This window comes from Streptomyces sp. NPDC056486 (genome assembly GCF_042795295.1).
In the GTDB taxonomy this organism is placed as follows: Bacteria; Actinomycetota; Actinomycetes; order Streptomycetales; family Streptomycetaceae; genus Streptomyces.
In genome coordinates, this window is sequence record NZ_JBHTSF010000092.1 from 20,458 (window position 1) to 36,990 (window position 16,533).

Genomic DNA, 16,533 nt, shown 5'->3' on the forward strand with positions numbered 1-16,533 from the left:
GGTCTAGGCCAGGTAAAGACCGCTAGGTACTCTGCTTCGCATGCGTGCACTTCTTGTGGTCAACCCAGCGGCAACCACCACCAGCGCGCGCACGCGTGACGTACTGATCCACGCGCTGGCGAGCGAGATGAAACTCGAGGCGGTCACCACCGAGTACCGCGGCCATGCCCGAGACCTGGGAAGACAGGCCGCGGAGAGCAAGGACATCGAGCTCGTCGTCGCCCTCGGCGGGGACGGCACGGTCAACGAGGTCGTCAACGGTCTGCTGCACAACGGCCCCGACCCGGAGCGGCTTCCGCGCCTGGCCGTCGTCCCCGGCGGCTCCACCAATGTCTTCGCCCGGGCCCTCGGTCTGCCCAACGACGCCGTGGAGGCGACCGGCGCTCTGCTCGACGCCCTGCGTGAGGGAAGCGAACGGACAGTGAGCCTGGGCCAGGTGTCCGGCACCCCCGGCACGGAGGACGAAGCCGTCCCCTCGCGCTGGTTCACCTTCGCCGCCGGATTCGGTTTCGACGCGGGAGTGGTGGGCCGGGTCGAACAACAGAGGGAACGCGGGAAGCGGTCCACCCATGCGCTGTATTTGCGCCAGGTGCTCCGTCAGTTCATCGACGAGCCGCACCGCAGGCACGGAATGATCACGCTGGAACGGGCCGGCGAGGACCCGGTGACCGACCTCGTGCTCTCCATAGTCTGCAACACCTCTCCCTACACCTACCTGGGCAATCGCCCGATGTACGCCTCCCCGCAGGCCTCCTTCGACTCGGGCCTGGACGTGCTCGGTCTGAGCAAGCTCTCCACCACGGCGGTGGCCCGGTACGGGACCCAGCTCCTGACCTCGACACCCGATCGCGGACCACACGGCAAGCACGCGGTTACGCTCCATGACCTCACTGACTTCACCTTGCATTCGAAGGTGCCGCTCCCCCTTCAGATGGACGGTGACCACCTGGGGCTGCGGACGAGCGTGACGTTCACAGGCGTACGCCGTGCACTGCGTGTGATTGTGTGAGTAGAAGGGCCCAAAGTCCTTTCACTCGAACGTTTAGACCAGGGTCCACCCCATGGAAGTACGGCTGTGACCCAGCCGACACTGAGGAATCAAAAAAAACTTCCCGGAAGGGGTTGTATCCGCCGCCGAGGTTTGCGAATCTCTACATGGCGATCGGGACGGCCCGCAACATCGGCCCCACAGACCGCCAGAACCCCCTCCTCAACGCATAGGACATCGTCGCGTTATGTGACGAAAGTCCCTTCCGTCGTCGGGGGATTCGTGAAAGCGTTCACATTCACAAGCAACTTGCATGTAATACCAAGGAGAGGTAGCAGCCATGGACTGGCGTCACAACGCCGTTTGCCGCGAGGAAGACCCCGAGCTCTTCTTCCCCATCGGCAACACCGGTCCTGCGCTGCTGCAGATCGAGGAAGCCAAGGCCGTCTGCCGCCGCTGCCCCGTCATGGAGCAGTGCCTGCAGTGGGCGCTCGAGTCCGGCCAGGACTCCGGCGTCTGGGGTGGCCTCAGCGAGGACGAGCGCCGCGCAATGAAGCGCCGCGCCGCTCGCAACCGTGCACGCCAGGCAAGCGCCTGACGGTCACGCCCCCCTACGAGCCTTAGCCCGGCGGCGCGTACAGCGAGTACGCATCTCCCGCCCCCGAGCCGCAGCCGCGCAGTACCCCCGATGCGCAACGCAACGTGAGCAGTGAGCCCCGGACCACTTCGGTCCGGGGCTCACTGCTTTGTTGTGCGCGTATGCGTATGCGATGCCGTGTATGTGATCTGCCGTGTCCCGGCGCCTACTTGTCGCCGCGCACCGGGATGTCGAGGACGACCTGCGTGCCACGCTCGGGGGCCCGCACCATGTCGAACGTGCCGCCCATCTCGCCCTCGACCAGGGTGCGGACGATCTGCAGGCCGAGGTTGCCCGAGCGGTGCGGATCGAAGCCTTCGGGCAAGCCGACGCCGTCGTCCTGGACCGTGATCAGGAGGCGGCCGTCCTTGCTGGTGTTGCCGCCGCGTACGGCCGAGACCTCGACCGTGCCGGTGTCGCCTTCCTGAAAACCGTGCTCCAGGGCGTTCTGCAGAATCTCCGTGAGGACCATCGACAGCGGGGTCGCGACCTCGGCGTCCAGGATGCCGAAGCGTCCGGTGCGCCGGCCGGTGACCTTGCCCGGCGAGATCTCCGCCACCATCGCGAGGACGCGGTCGGCGATCTCGTCGAACTCCACGCGCTCGTCCAGGTTCTGGGACAGCGTCTCGTGCACGATGGCGATGGATCCCACGCGGCGCACGGCCTCTTCAAGTGCCTCGCGGCCGGTGGCGGAGTCGATGCGGCGCGCCTGCAGGCGAAGGAGTGCGGCAACCGTCTGGAGGTTGTTCTTCACCCGGTGGTGGATCTCCCGGATCGTCGCGTCCTTCGTGATCAACTCCCGCTCGCGTCGACGCAGTTCAGTGACGTCGCGCAGGAGTACGAGCGAACCGATGCGCGGGCCCTTGGGCTTGAGCGGGATCGCGCGGAGCTGGATCACGCCGTCGCCGCCCTCGATCTCGAACTCGCGGGGCGCCCAGCCGCTGGCGACCTTGGCGAGCGCCTCGTCGACCGGGCCGCGGGACGGGGCGAGTTCGGCGGTCGCCGTGCCGAGGTGGTGGCCGACCAGGTCGGCGGCGAGACCGAGGCGGTGGTACGCGGAGAGCGCGTTCGGCGAGGCGTACTGGACGATGCCGTCCGCGTCGAGCCGGAGCAGACCGTCGCCCACCCGCGGGGACGCGTCCATGTCGACCTGCTGGCCGGGGAACGGGAAGGACCCGGCGGCGATCATCTGGGCCAGGTCGGATGCCGACTGAAGGTAGGTCAGCTCCAGGCGTGAGGGAGTGCGCACCGTGAGCAGGTTCGTGTTGCGGGCGATGACACCCAGGACGCGACCTTCCCTGCGTACGGGAATGGACTCGACCCGCACCGGAACCTCTTCGCGCCACTCGGGGTCGCCCTCGCGCACGATGCGGCCCTCGTCCAGGGCGGCGTCGAGCAGCGGGCGGCGGCCGCGCGGGACGAGATGGCCGACCATGTCGTCCTGGTAGGAGGTGGGGCCGGTGTTGGGCCGCATCTGCGCCACGGAGACATAGCGGGTGCCGTCGCGGGTTGGTACCCACAGCACGAGGTCGGCGAAGGAGAGGTCGGAGAGCAGCTGCCACTCCGAGACCAGCAGGTGCAGCCACTCGAGATCGGAGTCATCGAGAGCGGTGTGCTGGCGTACGAGATCGTTCATGGAGGGCACGTGTGCGAGCGTACCTGGCACGTCCGGCGGGCCCGCTCCGGGAGATTCCCGACGAGCCGCGGCGCCAGGGCGGGACCCTCAACCCACCCACGGCACCGCAGCCCTTCAGGAACACCGACCACCGGAATGTGCGGTACCGGGCGGTCGATCGGAGGATCCGACACGGTCAGGGCAGAGAGTGCCGGCTCCTCGGTCCGCCCTCCTGTGCGGGAAGGACGGATGCTTTACCAACGCATTGTGGACTAGACCATTCACCTGTGTCTATGCGTCGGCAGATGTTTGTTGTTGTCTCTTTCTCTCACTTGTCGCCCCGCTGAGCTATACGTCGCCCGGCGGACTTATGCATGCCGCCCCAGCGGATTTATACATCCGGTACATCCGGCCAGACCCGCATGGCCAGCTCGGCGACCACTTCAAGATCATGTCGGGTCGCGCCGTCACGGGACTGCTGGGACATGCCCTGAAGTACGGCTCCGGTGTAGCGGGCCAGGGCGGGGGCATCGGTCTCAGGGGGGAGCTCGCCCGTGGCGACGGCGGCCCTTATGCGGGACTCCATGGAGCTGATGTTGGCATTGCGCCGATCGCGCAGGCCGGCGTCGATCTCCGGTGTCGCGCAGTTCGTCGCGGCGCAGATGACGAGGCAGCCGTGCGGGTGCCCGGCTTCCGTGTACTTGTCCGCGGCCTCGTGCAGCATGCGCGCGACTCCGCCGCGGACGGTCGGCTCCTCCGCGAAGGCACGCTCGCCGAAGGAACCGTGCGTCTGCCCGTACAGCAGCACGACCTCCTCGAACAGTGACTGCTTGTCACCGAAGGCCGCGTACATGCTGGGGGCGCCGATACCCATGGCCCGGGTGAGATCCGTGACCGAGGTCGCCTCGTACCCCTGTTCCCAGAAAGTGCGCAGCGCCTGCTCCAGCGCGGTCTCGCGGTCGAAGGAGCGGGGGCGTCCACGCTGTTTCGTCGCCATGGAGGGAATTGTATAGCGAGCGCTAGAAAAACGACGCGGAGTGCGCTACGGTTTTTTCTGTAACGACCGCTAGAGAAATAGGGGGGCGGCTTTCATGGGCGCGCTTGCAGGGAAGACGGCACTGGTCACGGGCGGCAGCCGGGGCATCGGGCGGGGCATCGCCGAGCGGCTCGGGCGGGACGGCGCACGGGTCGCCGTGCATTACGGCAGCAATGCGGCGGCGGCGAAGGAGACGGTCGCGGTGATCGAGGCTGCGGGGGGCTCCGCCTTCGCCATCGGGACGGAGCTCGGGGTGCCCGGAGACGCAGCCGCACTGTGGGAGGCGTTCGACGCGCACGCGGACGGTGTGGACATCCTGGTGAACAACGCGGGGATCGGCACGTCGCGGCCGTTCGCCGATGCCGACGAGGCGGAGTTCGACCGGCTGTTCGCGGTCAACGCCAAGGCGCCGTTCTTCATCGCCCAGCTCGGCGAGCGGCGGCTGCGCGACGGCGGGCGGATCATCAACATCTCGTCGGGCCTCTCGCGGGCCGCGGCCATGCCGGAGATCATGACGTACGCCATGACCAAGGGCGCCCTGGACGTGTTCACGCGGAATCTGTCCAAGGTCCTCGGCCCCCGGGGCATCACGGTCAACTCGGTGGCGCCGGGCATCGTGGACACCGACGTCAACGCCGCCTGGCTGCGCGGCGACAAGAACAAGGAGGCCTGGGCGGGCGCGGCCGCGTTCTCGGCGCTCGGCCGGGTCGGCACCCCGGCGGACATAGCCGACGCCGTGGCGTTCCTCGCGTCGGACGATGGGCGCTGGGTGACCGGCCAGTGGATGGACGTGACGGGAGGCTCGCTGGCCTAGGGCGCCGACCGCAGGTCGCGGGCGATGGGCGGCGGACGGTGGGCGGTGGTGCTCGACGGGCGGGGGCGGGGCGGAGAGTCGAGCATGGAACGGGGGGAACTTGGGCCCGGGAACCTGGGGCTCAGATGGGCCAGCTCTGCTAGATTGGTCTATACCACATTGCTCCCGCGGGTCCTCTCCCCAGCCCCGTGAGTCCCCTCTCCAGATCGGCAGGCCCAGCGTGGAAGTTGTCATCGTCCCGGACGCCAAGGCAGGCGGCGAGCTCATCGCGGAGGCCATGGCCGCCTTGGTGCGCCGTAAGCCTGACGCCCTGCTCGGTGTCGCCACCGGATCCACCCCACTGCCCATCTACGAAGCCCTTGCCGCCAAGGTCGGCTCCGGTGCCGTGGACGCCTCGCAGGCGCGTATCTGCCAGCTCGACGAGTACGTGGGGCTGCCCGCAGGGCACCCCGAGTCCTATCGCTCCGTGGTGCTGCGCGAGGTCGTCGAGCCGCTGGGTCTCAGCGAGAAGTCCTTCATGGGGCCCGACGGCAGCGCCAAGGATGTACAGGCGGCGTGCGAGGCGTACGACCAGGAGCTCGCGGCGGCCGGCGGCGTGGACCTCCAACTGCTCGGGATCGGCACGGACGGGCACATCGGGTTCAACGAACCCTGCTCCTCGCTCGCCTCGCGCACGCGGATCAAGACGCTGACGGAGCAGACGCGGGTGGACAACGCGCGGTTCTTCGACGGGGACATCGAGCAGGTGCCGCACCACGTGATCACCCAGGGGATCGCGACGATCCTGGAGGCTCGGCACCTGGTGCTGCTCGCCACGGGCGAGGGCAAGGCGGATGCGGTGGCCGCGACGGTGGAGGGGCCTGTTGCCGCGGTGGTACCGGCTTCGGCTCTGCAGTTGCATCCGCATGCGACGGTCGTCGTGGACGAGGCCGCTGCCTCCAAGCTGAAGCTCGGGGAGTACTTCCGGGCCACGTTTGCGGCGAAGCCGGCCTGGCAGGGGATTTAAGCGGAATCTGCGGTACGGAAGATGCCGGGTGCCCCCTGCTGGGGGTTCCCGGCACCTTCCGTTTGTAGCTGCTCTTCTGCGGGTGCGTTGGGGTTGAGCGCGCAGTTCCCCGCGCCCCTTGCGGGGCCTAAGCCCCCGTGATGACCTCTGCCGCCGCCAAGCCGCACACCCTCGCCGCGCCGTGGGTCGCGATGTGGAGGGAGCCCCTCGGGGATGACCGGGGAACGCCCATCTCGACCACGATCGTGTCCGGGCGGGCCGTCAGCAAGGTGGTCAGGGCGTCCGTCATCCACGCGTGGCGGTGGGCGTCGCGGACGACGGCCACCACTCGCCGCTCCCCCGCCTCGGCCAGCGCGAGCGCACCCGCGTCCGCGCCGGTGAAGCTGCCCGTCTGCGTGCCGGGGAGCAGGCGTTCCAGCTCGGCGGCCACGCCCCACGGGGTCTCGTCGCCCACCGCGATGTTGGCCATCGGGGTGAAGGCGGCGACATACGGAGCTTCGGTGAGCGGGGCCGCGTAGGACTCGCCCCGGGTGACCGTCAGAGCGCGGCGGGCCGCGACCAGGCCGATCTCGGTGCCGGGCGCGCCCCCCGAACGTTCGGCCGCGCCCGACATCGAGGTCCAGTGGGCCAGCGCACGAACGCGCGTGGCCGCGTCGGCGAGGCGCTCCTCGGAGAGCTCGCCCGTGCGGACGGCACCGACCAGCGCGTCACGAAGCCGCAGGACCGTCTCGTCGTCCGCGAGTCCGCCGCCCACACAGATCGCGTCGGCGCCCGCGGCGATGGCGAGGACGCTGCCGCGCTCGATGCCGTAGGTGGCGGCGATGGCCTGCATCTCCATGCCGTCCGTGACGATCAGGCCGTCGTAGCCGAGTTCCTCGCGCAGGATGCCCGTCAGGATGCGGCGGGACAGCGTCGCCGGGTACTCGGCGTCCAGGGACGGGACGAGAATGTGCGCGCTCATCACCGCGCGCGAGCCCGCGGCGATCGCGGCACGGAACGGCCCGAGGTCACGCGCCCGCAGCACCTCGGGGTCGACCCCGATGCGCGGCAGGTCGTGGTGCGAGTCGACCGCGGTGTCGCCGTGACCCGGGAAGTGCTTGGTGCAGGCGGCGACGCCCGCGGACTGCAGCCCCTCGACGTACGCGGCGGTGTGCCGGGCAACCAGGAGAGGATCCGCGCCGAAGGAACGTACGCCGATGACGGGGTTGTCCGGGTTGGAGTTGACGTCGGCGGACGGCGCCCAGTTGAGGTTGACGCCGCACGCGGCGAGCCTGCGGCCCATCTCGGCGGCCACGTCACGGGTGAGCCCGGTGTCGTCGACCGCGCCGAGCGCGAGGTTGCCCGGGAAGGAGGACCCGGAGCGGACCTCCAGGCGGGTCACGTCACCGCCCTCCTCGTCGATGGCGACCAGGACGTCGTCGCGTTCGGCGCGCAACTGGGCCGTCAGTGCGGCCAGTTGTTCGGGCGAGGCGATGTTGCGGCCGAACAGGCCGACCGAGGCGAGGCCTTCACCGATCCTGCGGAGCAGCCAGTCGGGCGCGCTCGTCCCGACGAAGCCGGGCTGCAGGACGGTCAGGGCGTCACGGGTCAGGGTGTCGGCGGGGCGGGTGAGTGTCGTCATATGGCGTGTTATCCCTTCACGGCACCGTCGGTCAGACCGCTGACGGCCCTGCGCTGCAGGAAGACGAAGAGGACGAGGATCGGGACGGCGAAGAGCGAGGCGGCGGCCATGGTGGCACCCCAGTCGTCGCCGAAGGCGGTCTGGAAACCGGAGAGCCACACCGGCAGGGTCTTGGCTTCCGCCTCCTTGTTGAGGACAAGGACGAGCGGGAATTCGTTCCAGGCGGTGATGAATCCGAAGAGCGAGGTTGACATCAGGCCCGGCGCGAGCAGCGGCAGGATGACCCGGCGGAACGCCTGCATCCGCGAACAGCCGTCGACCATCGCCGACTCCTCGAGCTCACGCGGCACCGCGGCGACGAAGCCGCGCAGCGTCAGGAGCGTGAAGGGCAGGATCATCACCATGTAGAAGAGCGTGAGCGGAACCAGGCTGTTCAGCATGTCGGCGTCGCGCACGATGATGTAGATCGCGATGACCATGACTTCCCAGGGCGCCATCTGGGCCAGCATGAAGCCGATGATGAAGCCCTTGCGGCCCTTGAACCGCATCCGGGCGAGCGCGAACGCCGACGCCAGGCCGATGATCAGCGAGAAGACCACGGCGAGCAGCGTGACGGTGAGGGAGTTGCCGACCATCGTCCAGAAGTGGTCGGCGTTCACGGCCGTCTTGAAGTGCTCGAACGTCGCGTCGGTCGGGAACCACACCGGGTCCTCGCTGATGATGTCGCCGGTCGGCTTGAAGGCCGTGGCGAACATCCAGTAGACCGGGAAGACGAAGCCGATGAAGAGTACGACGGCCACCGCGTTGGGCCAGATGCGGCGGAACCTCGACGATGCGGTGCCGTTCACAGCTCGTCCTCCCCTTGCTTGAGCACGATCCGCAGGTAGAAGGAGGTCAGGACCAGCAGGATGACGATGGTGAGCAGCGCGATCGCCGCACCCATGCCGAAGTGCTGGTTGCCCATGCCCTCGATGTAGGCGTAGACGGGCAGGATCTCGGTGAGCCGGTCGGGCCCGCCCTCGTTGAGCGCGAAGACCTGCGCGAACGCCTTGAAGACCCAGATGATCTCGAGGAAGGTCGTCGCGAAGAGGAAGGGCTTCAGGTACGGCATCGTGACGTTCGTGAACCGCTTCCACGCGCCGGCGCCGTCCAGTGACGCGGCTTCGTAGAGCTCCTTGGGGATCGTCGTCGTCGCGGCGTACAGGTTGATCGCCACGAAGGGGATCGACTGCCAGACGATCAGGACGATGACCACGAAGAAGGTGGAGTACTGGCTGCCCATCCAGTCGTACTCGGCCATCGAGTGCCAGCCGGCCTTGTCGAGGACCCAGTTGACGACGCCGAAGCGGGTCGCGAACAGCCACTGGTAGACGGTCGTCGACGCGATGACCGGCATCGCCCAGGCGAGCACGAGACCGACCAGGAGCATGACACGCATCCGCTTGCCGAGCCGTGCGAGCAGCAGGCCCACCAGGGTGCCGAGCAGCATGATCAGTACGACGTTGACCGCGGTGAACGCGATCGAGCGCCCTGTGACCCGCCAGAAGTCCTCGCCGCTGAGGACCTCCTTGAAGTTGTCGATCCCGTTCCACTCGGTGAGGTGGAGGATGAACTGCCTCATGTTGAGGTTCTGGAACGACAGGATCCCGTTGTTGACCAGCGGCCAGCCGAGGAACACCAGGGTGGCCGCGACCGCGGGAAGCAGTAGCAGGTAGGGCCCGAGGGACCGGGCCCGCGAGCCGGGCTTGCCGGGGTCAGTCGGCCGTCCGTCCGTTTTCACGACGTCCGTCGGGCCGGAGGGCGGCCGTTCGGTCTGCACGGTCATGCTCGCCATCTCTTTCGTGGGCATCGCGGAACGCAGCGCTGCGCCGGGGCTCCGGGCCCGGGATCGTCACCGACCCCGGGCCCGAATTCCCCGGCAGGAGCGCGTCCTTACTGCTTCTGCGACAGGCGCTTGTTGAGCTCGCCCTCGACCTGCTTGGCGGCGGCGTCGTTCGACTTACCGTTCAGCACCGCGGTCATGTAGCTCTTGATCGGGTTCGGCGGGTTCTCCACCGCGGCCCACTCCGGGATCAGCGGGGTCGTGCCGCCGCCGGCGGTGGCGGGGGCCATGGCCTCGGCGGCCGGGTTGCCCTTGAGCTGGGCCTCCAGGGCCTGCTTGTTCGGGATGACGCCGCCTTCCTTGGCGAGCGAACCCTCGAACTTGTCGTTCAGCGCGATCTTCAGGAACTCCTTGGCGAGCTCCTGCTTCTTGCTGGTCGCGGCGACGGCGAGGTTCGAGCCGCCGAGGAAGACGCCCTCGGGCTTGGCGGCGGTGGCGCCGGGGATCGTGAAGTAACCGATGTCCTTCTCGATCTTCGGGTTGGCCTTGATCGCGGTCGCGGCCTCCCAGCTCATGCCGATGAAGGCGCCGGTCTTGCCCTTGGCGAAGACCTCGGCCTGCTGCGGGGTGGCCTCGTCCTTGTTCTTGGGGGCCTTGGAGAGGTCCGCGAACTGCTTGTACGTCTTCATGGCCGCAGCGACCTTGGGGTCGGTGAGGTTGGAGACGTACTTGTCGCCGTCCTTCTTGACCAGCTCTGCGCCCTCACCGATGGTCAGGCCGACGAAGTGGTACCAGTTCTGGCCCGGCAGGTAGATCGGCTCGGCCTCGGTCTTGGAGCCGATCGCCTTGAGGTCCTTGAGGAACTCGGCGCGGGTCTTGGGGGTCTCCTTGATGCCGGCGTCGGCCCAGACCTTCTTGTTGTAGATGACGACGCGGTTCAGGACGAACCACGGGGCGGCGTACTGCTTGCCGTCCACGACCGAGGACTTGTTGATCGACTCGGTCCAGTCGGCGCCGAGCCCTTCCTTGAGGTCGCTCAGGTCGGCGAGGCCGCCGGTCTTGGCGTACGCGGCGGTCTGCGTGTTGCCGATCTCGAAGACGTCCGGCGGGTTCTCCTCGGAGAGGGCGGTCGTCAGCTTCTGCTGGATACCGTTCCACTGCTGGATCTCGAGGTTCAGCTTGGCGCCGGTCTTCTTCTCGAAGGCGGCCTTGACGTCCTTGGTCCAGCCGTCGGGCGTGGAGCCGTCCATCGCCCAGAGCGTCAGGGTCTCCCCCTTGAAGCCGTCCGCCCCGGCCTTCTTGTCGTCACTGTCGTCGCTGCCGCACGCTGCGATCGAGACCAACATGCCCGCGACACCGATGGCCGCTATGAGCTTGCGCTTCACGTCACCCTCCTCAAGGGATGCCAGTCAACCCCCCACCCGCAGCGACCAATAGGACCGAGATCTGCCCGTGGGACTGGAACCTGGTCTTTAATGGTGTAGACCAGTACGGGGAGCTTGGCCTAGACCTTTAGGGGTGTCAAGGGTGTATAAGAAGGGCTGTCAGGTCCGTTATCGGACCGACACCTGAGCGAGCACAGTTAGCTCAGCCCGGTACGTGCCACGATGTGAGCCGCGACAGACGGAGGAGCCGGTGACGGCAGCAGCACAGGAGCCGGGAAGGCAGAGCATGGGCACCGATGCGGGCAGTACAGAAACCGAGACGGGCGGAGCCCCGAGCGTCGGCCGCACCGCACGCGTGCCCAAGTACTACCGCCTGAAGCGGCACTTGCTCGACATGACGGAGACGCTGCCGCCCGGCACCCCGGTCCCGCCGGAGCGCACACTGGCCGCCGAGTTCGACACCTCGCGCACGACGGTGCGCCAGGCCCTGCAGGAGCTGGTCGTCGAGGGCCGCCTTGAGCGGATCCAGGGCAAGGGCACCTTCGTGGCCAAGCCCAAGGTCTCCCAGGCCCTCCAACTCACCTCGTACACCGAGGACATGAGGGCCCAGGGCCTCGAACCCACCTCACAGCTCCTGGACATCGGCTACATCACCGCCGACGACACCCTCGCCGGACTGCTCGACATCAGCGCGGGCGGCCGGGTGCTCAGGATCGAGCGGCTCCGCCTCGCCAACGGCGAGGCCATGGCCATCGAGACGACGCACCTCTCGGCCAAGCGCTTCCCGGCCCTGCGCCGCTCCCTGGTCAAGTACACCTCGCTCTACACGGCACTCGCCGAGGTGTACGACGTCCATCTCGCGGAGGCCGAGGAAACGATCGAGACCTCCCTCGCGACTCCGCGCGAGGCGGGCCTGCTCGGCACGGACGTGGGCCTGCCGATGCTGCTCCTGTCGCGGCACTCCCTGGACGGTGGCGGCCAGCCGGTGGAATGGGTCCGTTCGGTCTACCGCGGCGACCGCTACAAATTCGTGGCACGCCTCAAACGCCCCACCGACTGACGCCTCCCGCCCACTGACCCTCGTCCGGGGTCTGGCGCCAGATCGCCGTGCTGCTCTACGGTCCTCCCGTCATCGCATGATGAACGTGATGAACGGGAGGACGACCCGGTGCGCACAGCGAATCCCCGATCCATCGTCATCTGGACCCTCGTCGCGCTTGTGGGCGCCGCGGGCTGGGCCGTGCTCGCGCTCTCGCGCGACGAGGAGGTGTCGGCGGCCTGGATGGTGGCCGCGGCCCTCGGCTCGTACGCCATCGCCTATCGCTTCTACTCCAAGTTCATCGTCAACCGTGTCCTGAAGGTCGACAAGAACCGGGCCACTCCGGCGGAGCGCCTGAACAACGGCATCGACTTCCACCCGACCGACCGCCGTGTCCTGCTCGGCCACCACTTCGCGGCGATCGCGGGCGCGGGACCGCTCGTGGGGCCCGTGCTCGCGGCGCAGATGGGGTATCTGCCGGGCACCATCTGGATCATCGTCGGGGTGATCTTCGCGGGCGCCGTGCAGGACATGGTCGTCCTCTTCTTCTCCACACGGCGCGACGGCAAGTCGCTCGGCCAGATGGCGCGCGAGGAGATCGGTCCTTTCGGCGGGGCCGCCGCGCTGCTCGCCGCGTTCGCCATCATGATCGTCCTGCTCGGGGTGCTCGCGCTCGTCGTCGTCAACGCGCTCGCGGACTCGCCGTGGGGCACCTTCTCCATCGCGATGACCATCCCGATCGCGCTGTTCATGGGCTTCTACCTGCGGATCCTGCGTCCCGGCCGGGTCAGCGAGGTCTCCCTCATCGGGATCACGCTGCTCCTCATCGCGCTCGTCGCCGGACGCTGGGTCGCCGAGTCGTCCCTCGCCGAGACCTTCACGCTCGCGCCGTCGACGCTGGTCATCTGGCTGGTGGCGTACGGATTCATCGCCTCGATCCTGCCGGTGTGGATGCTGCTCGCGCCGCGCGACTACCTCTCCACGTTCATGAAGATCGGCACGATCCTGCTGCTCGCGATCGGCGTCGTCGTCACGCTGCCGACGCTGAAGATGGACCCGGTGACCGACTTCGCCTCACGCGGCGACGGCCCCGTCTTCGCCGGATCGCTCTTCCCGTTCGTCTTCATCACCATCGCCTGCGGGGCCCTGTCCGGCTTCCACGCGCTGATCTCTTCGGGCACGACGCCGAAGATGGTCCAGAAGGAGACGCAGATCCGGATGATCGGCTACGGCTCCATGCTGATGGAGTCGGCCGTCGCGGTCATGGCGCTCGTCGCGGCCAGCATCATCGACCCGGGGCTCTACTTCGCGATGAACGCGCCCGCCGGGGTCATCGGGGACAACGTCCAGGCCGCGTCCCAGGCGGTCGCGGGCTTCGGGTACTCCATCTCCCCCGAGGACCTGGCGCAGGCCGCCAAGAACGTCGAGGAGTCCTCGCTGCTCTCGCGCACCGGCGGCGCGCCCACGCTCGCGGTCGGTGTCTCCGAGATCTTCTCGAAGGTCACCGGCGGCTCCATGAAGGCGTTCTGGTACCACTTCGCGATCATGTTTGAGGCGCTGTTCATCCTGACCGCGCTCGACGCGGGCACGCGCGTGGGCCGCTTCATGCTCCAGGACATGCTCGGGAACGTCTACAAGCCCTTCAAGAACGTCAGCTGGAAGCCCGGCCTCATCGTCACGAGCGCGGTCGTCACCGGCCTGTGGGGCTACTTCCTGTGGGTGGGCGTGCACGAGCCGCTCGGCGGGATCAACCAGCTCTTCCCGATCTTCGGCATCTCCAACCAGCTCCTGGCCGCGGTCGCGCTCGCCGTCTGCACGACGCTCCTGGTGAAGTCGGGGCGCCTGAAGTGGGCCTGGATCACCGGGGTTCCGCTGGCCTGGGACGCCACGGTGACCCTGACCGCCAGCTGGCAGAAGGTGTTCTCCAGCGATCCGCGCGTCGGCTTCTTCAAGCAGCGCTCGATCTACCAGGACGCGATCGACGACGGAAAGATCCTGCCGCCCGCCAAGTCCATGGACGACATGCACACCGTCGTCACCAACTCCACGGTGGACGGCGTCCTCTCGGCCGCGCTCGCCCTGCTCATCGTCATCGTGATCGCGGACGCGGCCCGGATCTGCGTGCGGCACGTCCGCGACCCGCGGTCGTCGAGACTCAGCGAGGCCGAGTACGTGGAGTCGAAGCTAACCGCACCGGCCGGGCTCGTACCGACCCAGGAGGAGAAGGCGGAGCTGGCCGCGGCGAAGGCGAAGGAGCAGGCCACCAGCGACTCGGGGGTCCCGTCATGACGTGGGTGCTCCGCGGGCTGCGCTGGGTGCGGTGGTACGCACGGGAGTTGACCGACGAGTCCGCGTACGACCGTTATGTCGCGCACACGAGGAAGACGCATCCCGGGGCATCCGTCCCGTCCCGGAGGGAGTTCGAGCGAATGCGGACGGACCAACAGGAGTCAGACCCCAGGCAAGGGTTCCGCTGCTGCTGATCGGGCGCCGATCAGGTGCCGATCAAGTGCCGATCAAGTGCTGATCAGGTGCTTCGGCACGTCCGTTATCCGGACGGGGGTTCCATAGATCAATACTCTCGCTTAGATTTCCCGCAGGTTAAAGGTGGGATAAGCGAGAAAGCGGTGCCGCGAAGTGTCAGATGCGCCTGAAGTGAGCAGACCGGTGATCACGCCGGTCCGCGTGGTCATTGCCCTCTGTCTCGTCGCGCCGTTCGTGGCGATGCTCTGGGTGAGCTCCTACGCGAAGGTCGAACCGACCTTCATCGGCATCCCGTTCTTCTACTGGTACCAGATGCTGTGGGTGCTCATCTCCACCGCTCTGACCATGATCGCTTACAAGCTGTGGCAGCGTGACCAGCGCGCCCGCAAGGCCGAGCAGGCCCAGGGGGGTGCGACCCGATGAACGTGCTCGCAGCGGACACGGGCGGCATCAACGGCATCGCCCTCGCCGTCTTCATCTTCTTCTTCGTCGCCGTCACGGCGATGGGCTTCCTGGCCGCGCGCTGGCGCAAGGCCGAGACCGAGAGCCTGGACGAATGGGGCCTCGGCGGCCGGTCGTTCGGCACCTGGGTCACCTGGTTCCTGCTCGGCGGCGACCTCTATACGGCCTATACGTTCGTGGCCGTCCCCGCGGCGATCTACGCGGCGGGCGCGGCCGGCTTCTTCGCCGTGCCGTACACGATCCTCGTCTACCCGCTGATCTTCACCTTCCTGCCGCGCCTGTGGTCCGTGTCGCACAAGCACGGATACGTGACCACCTCGGACTTCGTGCGCGGACGCTTCGGCTCCAAGGGGCTCTCGCTTGCCGTCGCGGTCACCGGCATCCTCGCCACGATGCCGTACATCGCGCTCCAGTTGGTCGGCATCCAGGCCGTGCTCGACGTCATGGGCGTCGGCGGCGGTCCCGACACCAACTGGTTCATCAAGGACCTGCCGCTCCTGATCGCGTTCGCGGTGCTCGCCGCGTACACGTACTCGTCGGGTCTGCGCGCCCCCGCGCTGATCGCGTTCGTGAAGGACGGTCTGATCTACCTCGTCATCGCCGTCGCGATCATCTACATCCCGATCAAGCTCGGCGGCTTCGACGAAATCTTCCGGGCGGCGAACGAGAAGTTCTCGGCGACGAACGAGGCGGCGGGCAAGCCCGTGGCAGGTCTCGCGCCGGGGCACACCGGGCAGTGGACCTATGCCACGCTCGCGCTCGGCTCCGCGCTCGCGCTCTTCATGTACCCGCACTCGATCACGGCGACGCTCTCCTCCAAGAGCCGCAACGTGATCCGCCGCAACACCACGATCCTGCCGCTCTACTCGCTGATGCTGGGCCTGCTCGCGCTGCTCGGCTTCATGGCGATCGCGGCCGGGGTGAAGGTCGAGAACGGGCAACTGGCGATCCCGCAGCTGTTCGAGAACATGTTCCCCGACTGGTTCACCGGCGTGGCCTTCGCCGCCATCGGCATCGGCGCCCTGGTGCCCGCGGCCATCATGTCGATCGCGGCCGCGAATCTTTTCACCAGGAACATCTACAAGGACTTCCTCAAGCCGGACGCGACACCCGCGCAGGAGATGAAGATCTCCAAGCTGGTCTCGCTCCTGGTGAAGGTGGGCGCGCTCGCCTTCGTCCTGACCATGGACAAGACGGTCGCGATCAACTTCCAGCTCCTGGGCGGCATCTGGATCCTGCAGACGATGCCCGCGCTGGTCGGCGGCCTGTTCACGCGGTGGTTCCACCGCTGGGCGCTGCTCGCGGGCTGGGCGGTCGGCATGGTCTACGGAACGGTCGCCGCGTACGGTGTCGCCTCGCCGACGCAGAAGCACTTCGGCGGCTCGTCCGAGGAGATCCCCGGCATCGGCGAGATCGGCTACATCGGCCTCACGGCGTTCGTCCTGAACGTGGTGGTCACCGTGGTCCTCACCTTCGTCCTGCGCGCCATGAAGGCCCCTGACGGCATCGACGAGACCTCCCCCGGGGACTACACGGCGGACGCGGGCGACCCCGGCGTCGTGAAGGACCTTCCGCCGGCCACGGCGGGAGCGCCGGGCGGGCACTGAGCCTCTCCCCTACGTAC

At 67.9% G+C, this 16,533-nt stretch carries 15 protein-coding genes; 9 read left to right on the forward strand and 6 right to left on the reverse strand.

Going from position 1 to position 16,533, the window contains the following annotated elements:
* The first annotated feature begins 40 nt into the window (after window positions 1-40).
* Together ACFQ7F_RS29770 and ACFQ7F_RS29775 are read left to right on the forward strand one after the other, a co-directional pair.
* The gene (locus tag ACFQ7F_RS29770; protein ID WP_383276703.1) at window positions 41-1,009 is read left to right on the forward strand and encodes a diacylglycerol/lipid kinase family protein; all 969 of its coding nucleotides are present in this window, start codon (window positions 41-43) and stop codon (window positions 1,007-1,009) included.
* A 319-nt stretch (window positions 1,010-1,328) separates the two neighbouring features.
* Window positions 1,329-1,586, forward strand: a complete 258-nt coding sequence (locus tag ACFQ7F_RS29775; RefSeq protein ID WP_016639615.1) for a WhiB family transcriptional regulator — start codon at window positions 1,329-1,331, stop codon at window positions 1,584-1,586.
* 205 nt (window positions 1,587-1,791) lie between these two features.
* On the opposite strand, the gene ACFQ7F_RS29780 is transcribed toward ACFQ7F_RS29775, so the two are convergent.
* Both ACFQ7F_RS29780 and ACFQ7F_RS29785 read right to left on the reverse strand, forming a co-directional pair.
* Window positions 1,792-3,261 (reverse strand): sensor histidine kinase, encoded by a 1,470-nt coding sequence (locus ACFQ7F_RS29780; protein WP_383276741.1) that lies wholly within the window; start codon window positions 3,259-3,261, stop codon window positions 1,792-1,794.
* Between the two features lie 370 nt (window positions 3,262-3,631).
* Window positions 3,632-4,237 carry a TetR/AcrR family transcriptional regulator gene (locus tag ACFQ7F_RS29785; RefSeq protein WP_383276706.1) on the reverse strand — a complete coding sequence of 202 codons (606 nt, stop codon included), beginning with the start codon at window positions 4,235-4,237 and terminating at the stop codon, window positions 3,632-3,634.
* A 94-nt stretch (window positions 4,238-4,331) separates the two neighbouring features.
* Between ACFQ7F_RS29785 and ACFQ7F_RS29790 the strand changes: the two genes are divergently transcribed.
* Window positions 4,332-5,090, forward strand: a complete 759-nt coding sequence (locus tag ACFQ7F_RS29790; protein WP_383276709.1) for an SDR family oxidoreductase — start codon at window positions 4,332-4,334, stop codon at window positions 5,088-5,090.
* Window positions 5,091-5,310: 220 nt separating this feature from the next.
* Window positions 5,311-6,096: a glucosamine-6-phosphate deaminase gene (gene nagB, locus ACFQ7F_RS29795; RefSeq protein ID WP_383276712.1), complete on the forward strand. Its 786-nt coding sequence runs from the start codon at window positions 5,311-5,313 to the stop codon at window positions 6,094-6,096.
* A 127-nt stretch (window positions 6,097-6,223) separates the two neighbouring features.
* Here nagB and ACFQ7F_RS29800 read toward each other — a convergent pair whose 3' ends face one another.
* The 4 genes from ACFQ7F_RS29800 to ACFQ7F_RS29815 all read right to left on the reverse strand — a co-directional run bounded on the left by ACFQ7F_RS29800 (window position 6,224) and on the right by ACFQ7F_RS29815 (window position 10,924).
* Window positions 6,224-7,717, reverse strand: coding sequence for a glycoside hydrolase family 3 protein (locus ACFQ7F_RS29800; RefSeq protein WP_383276715.1), 1,494 nt, complete (start codon window positions 7,715-7,717; stop codon window positions 6,224-6,226).
* 8 nt (window positions 7,718-7,725) lie between these two features.
* Window positions 7,726-8,532 carry a carbohydrate ABC transporter permease gene (locus ACFQ7F_RS29805; RefSeq protein WP_383276744.1) on the reverse strand — a complete coding sequence of 269 codons (807 nt, stop codon included), beginning with the start codon at window positions 8,530-8,532 and terminating at the stop codon, window positions 7,726-7,728.
* A gap of 29 nt (window positions 8,533-8,561) precedes the next feature.
* On the reverse strand, window positions 8,562-9,542 hold the full coding sequence (locus ACFQ7F_RS29810; protein WP_383276718.1) for a carbohydrate ABC transporter permease: 981 nt from the start codon (window positions 9,540-9,542) through the stop codon (window positions 8,562-8,564).
* Window positions 9,543-9,649: 107 nt separating this feature from the next.
* Window positions 9,650-10,924, reverse strand: coding sequence for an extracellular solute-binding protein (locus ACFQ7F_RS29815; protein ID WP_383276721.1), 1,275 nt, complete (start codon window positions 10,922-10,924; stop codon window positions 9,650-9,652).
* Window positions 10,925-11,210: 286 nt separating this feature from the next.
* Here ACFQ7F_RS29815 and ACFQ7F_RS29820 point away from each other — a divergent pair, with 286 nt between their 5' ends.
* The 5 genes from ACFQ7F_RS29820 to mctP all read left to right on the forward strand — a co-directional run bounded on the left by ACFQ7F_RS29820 (window position 11,211) and on the right by mctP (window position 16,516).
* Complete coding sequence (locus tag ACFQ7F_RS29820) at window positions 11,211-11,984, forward strand: GntR family transcriptional regulator (RefSeq protein ID WP_383276747.1); 774 nt, start codon at window positions 11,211-11,213, stop codon at window positions 11,982-11,984.
* A gap of 108 nt (window positions 11,985-12,092) precedes the next feature.
* Window positions 12,093-14,252 carry a carbon starvation CstA family protein gene (locus ACFQ7F_RS29825; RefSeq protein WP_383276724.1) on the forward strand — a complete coding sequence of 720 codons (2,160 nt, stop codon included), beginning with the start codon at window positions 12,093-12,095 and terminating at the stop codon, window positions 14,250-14,252.
* Window positions 14,249-14,446, forward strand: a complete 198-nt coding sequence (locus ACFQ7F_RS29830; protein ID WP_160507150.1) for a YbdD/YjiX family protein — start codon at window positions 14,249-14,251, stop codon at window positions 14,444-14,446. The genes ACFQ7F_RS29825 and ACFQ7F_RS29830 overlap by 4 nt, the downstream gene beginning before the upstream one ends.
* Before the next feature lie 154 nt (window positions 14,447-14,600).
* Entirely contained in the window at window positions 14,601-14,870 is a 270-nt protein-coding gene (locus ACFQ7F_RS29835; RefSeq protein WP_249587841.1) for a DUF3311 domain-containing protein, read from the forward strand.
* Window positions 14,867-16,516 (forward strand): monocarboxylate uptake permease MctP, encoded by a 1,650-nt coding sequence (gene mctP / locus ACFQ7F_RS29840; protein ID WP_383276729.1) that lies wholly within the window; start codon window positions 14,867-14,869, stop codon window positions 16,514-16,516. Before ACFQ7F_RS29835 ends, mctP begins: the two co-directional genes overlap by 4 nt.
* Window positions 16,517-16,533: the final 17 nt, after the last annotated feature.

Coding starts and splice junctions, on each gene's coding strand:
- ACFQ7F_RS29770 (WP_383276703.1), top strand. CDS start 41: ATGCGTGCACTTCTTGTGGTCAACCCAGCGGCAACCACCACCAGCGCG.
- ACFQ7F_RS29775 (WP_016639615.1), top strand. CDS start 1,329: ATGGACTGGCGTCACAACGCCGTTTGCCGCGAGGAAGACCCCGAGCTC.
- ACFQ7F_RS29780 (WP_383276741.1), bottom strand. CDS start 3,261: ATGAACGATCTCGTACGCCAGCACACCGCTCTCGATGACTCCGATCTC.
- ACFQ7F_RS29785 (WP_383276706.1), bottom strand. CDS start 4,237: ATGGCGACGAAACAGCGTGGACGCCCCCGCTCCTTCGACCGCGAGACC.
- ACFQ7F_RS29790 (WP_383276709.1), top strand. CDS start 4,332: ATGGGCGCGCTTGCAGGGAAGACGGCACTGGTCACGGGCGGCAGCCGG.
- ACFQ7F_RS29800 (WP_383276715.1), bottom strand. CDS start 7,717: ATGACGACACTCACCCGCCCCGCCGACACCCTGACCCGTGACGCCCTG.
- ACFQ7F_RS29810 (WP_383276718.1), bottom strand. CDS start 9,542: ATGACCGTGCAGACCGAACGGCCGCCCTCCGGCCCGACGGACGTCGTG.
- ACFQ7F_RS29820 (WP_383276747.1), top strand. CDS start 11,211: ATGGGCACCGATGCGGGCAGTACAGAAACCGAGACGGGCGGAGCCCCG.
- ACFQ7F_RS29830 (WP_160507150.1), top strand. CDS start 14,249: ATGACGTGGGTGCTCCGCGGGCTGCGCTGGGTGCGGTGGTACGCACGG.
- mctP (WP_383276729.1), top strand. CDS start 14,867: ATGAACGTGCTCGCAGCGGACACGGGCGGCATCAACGGCATCGCCCTC.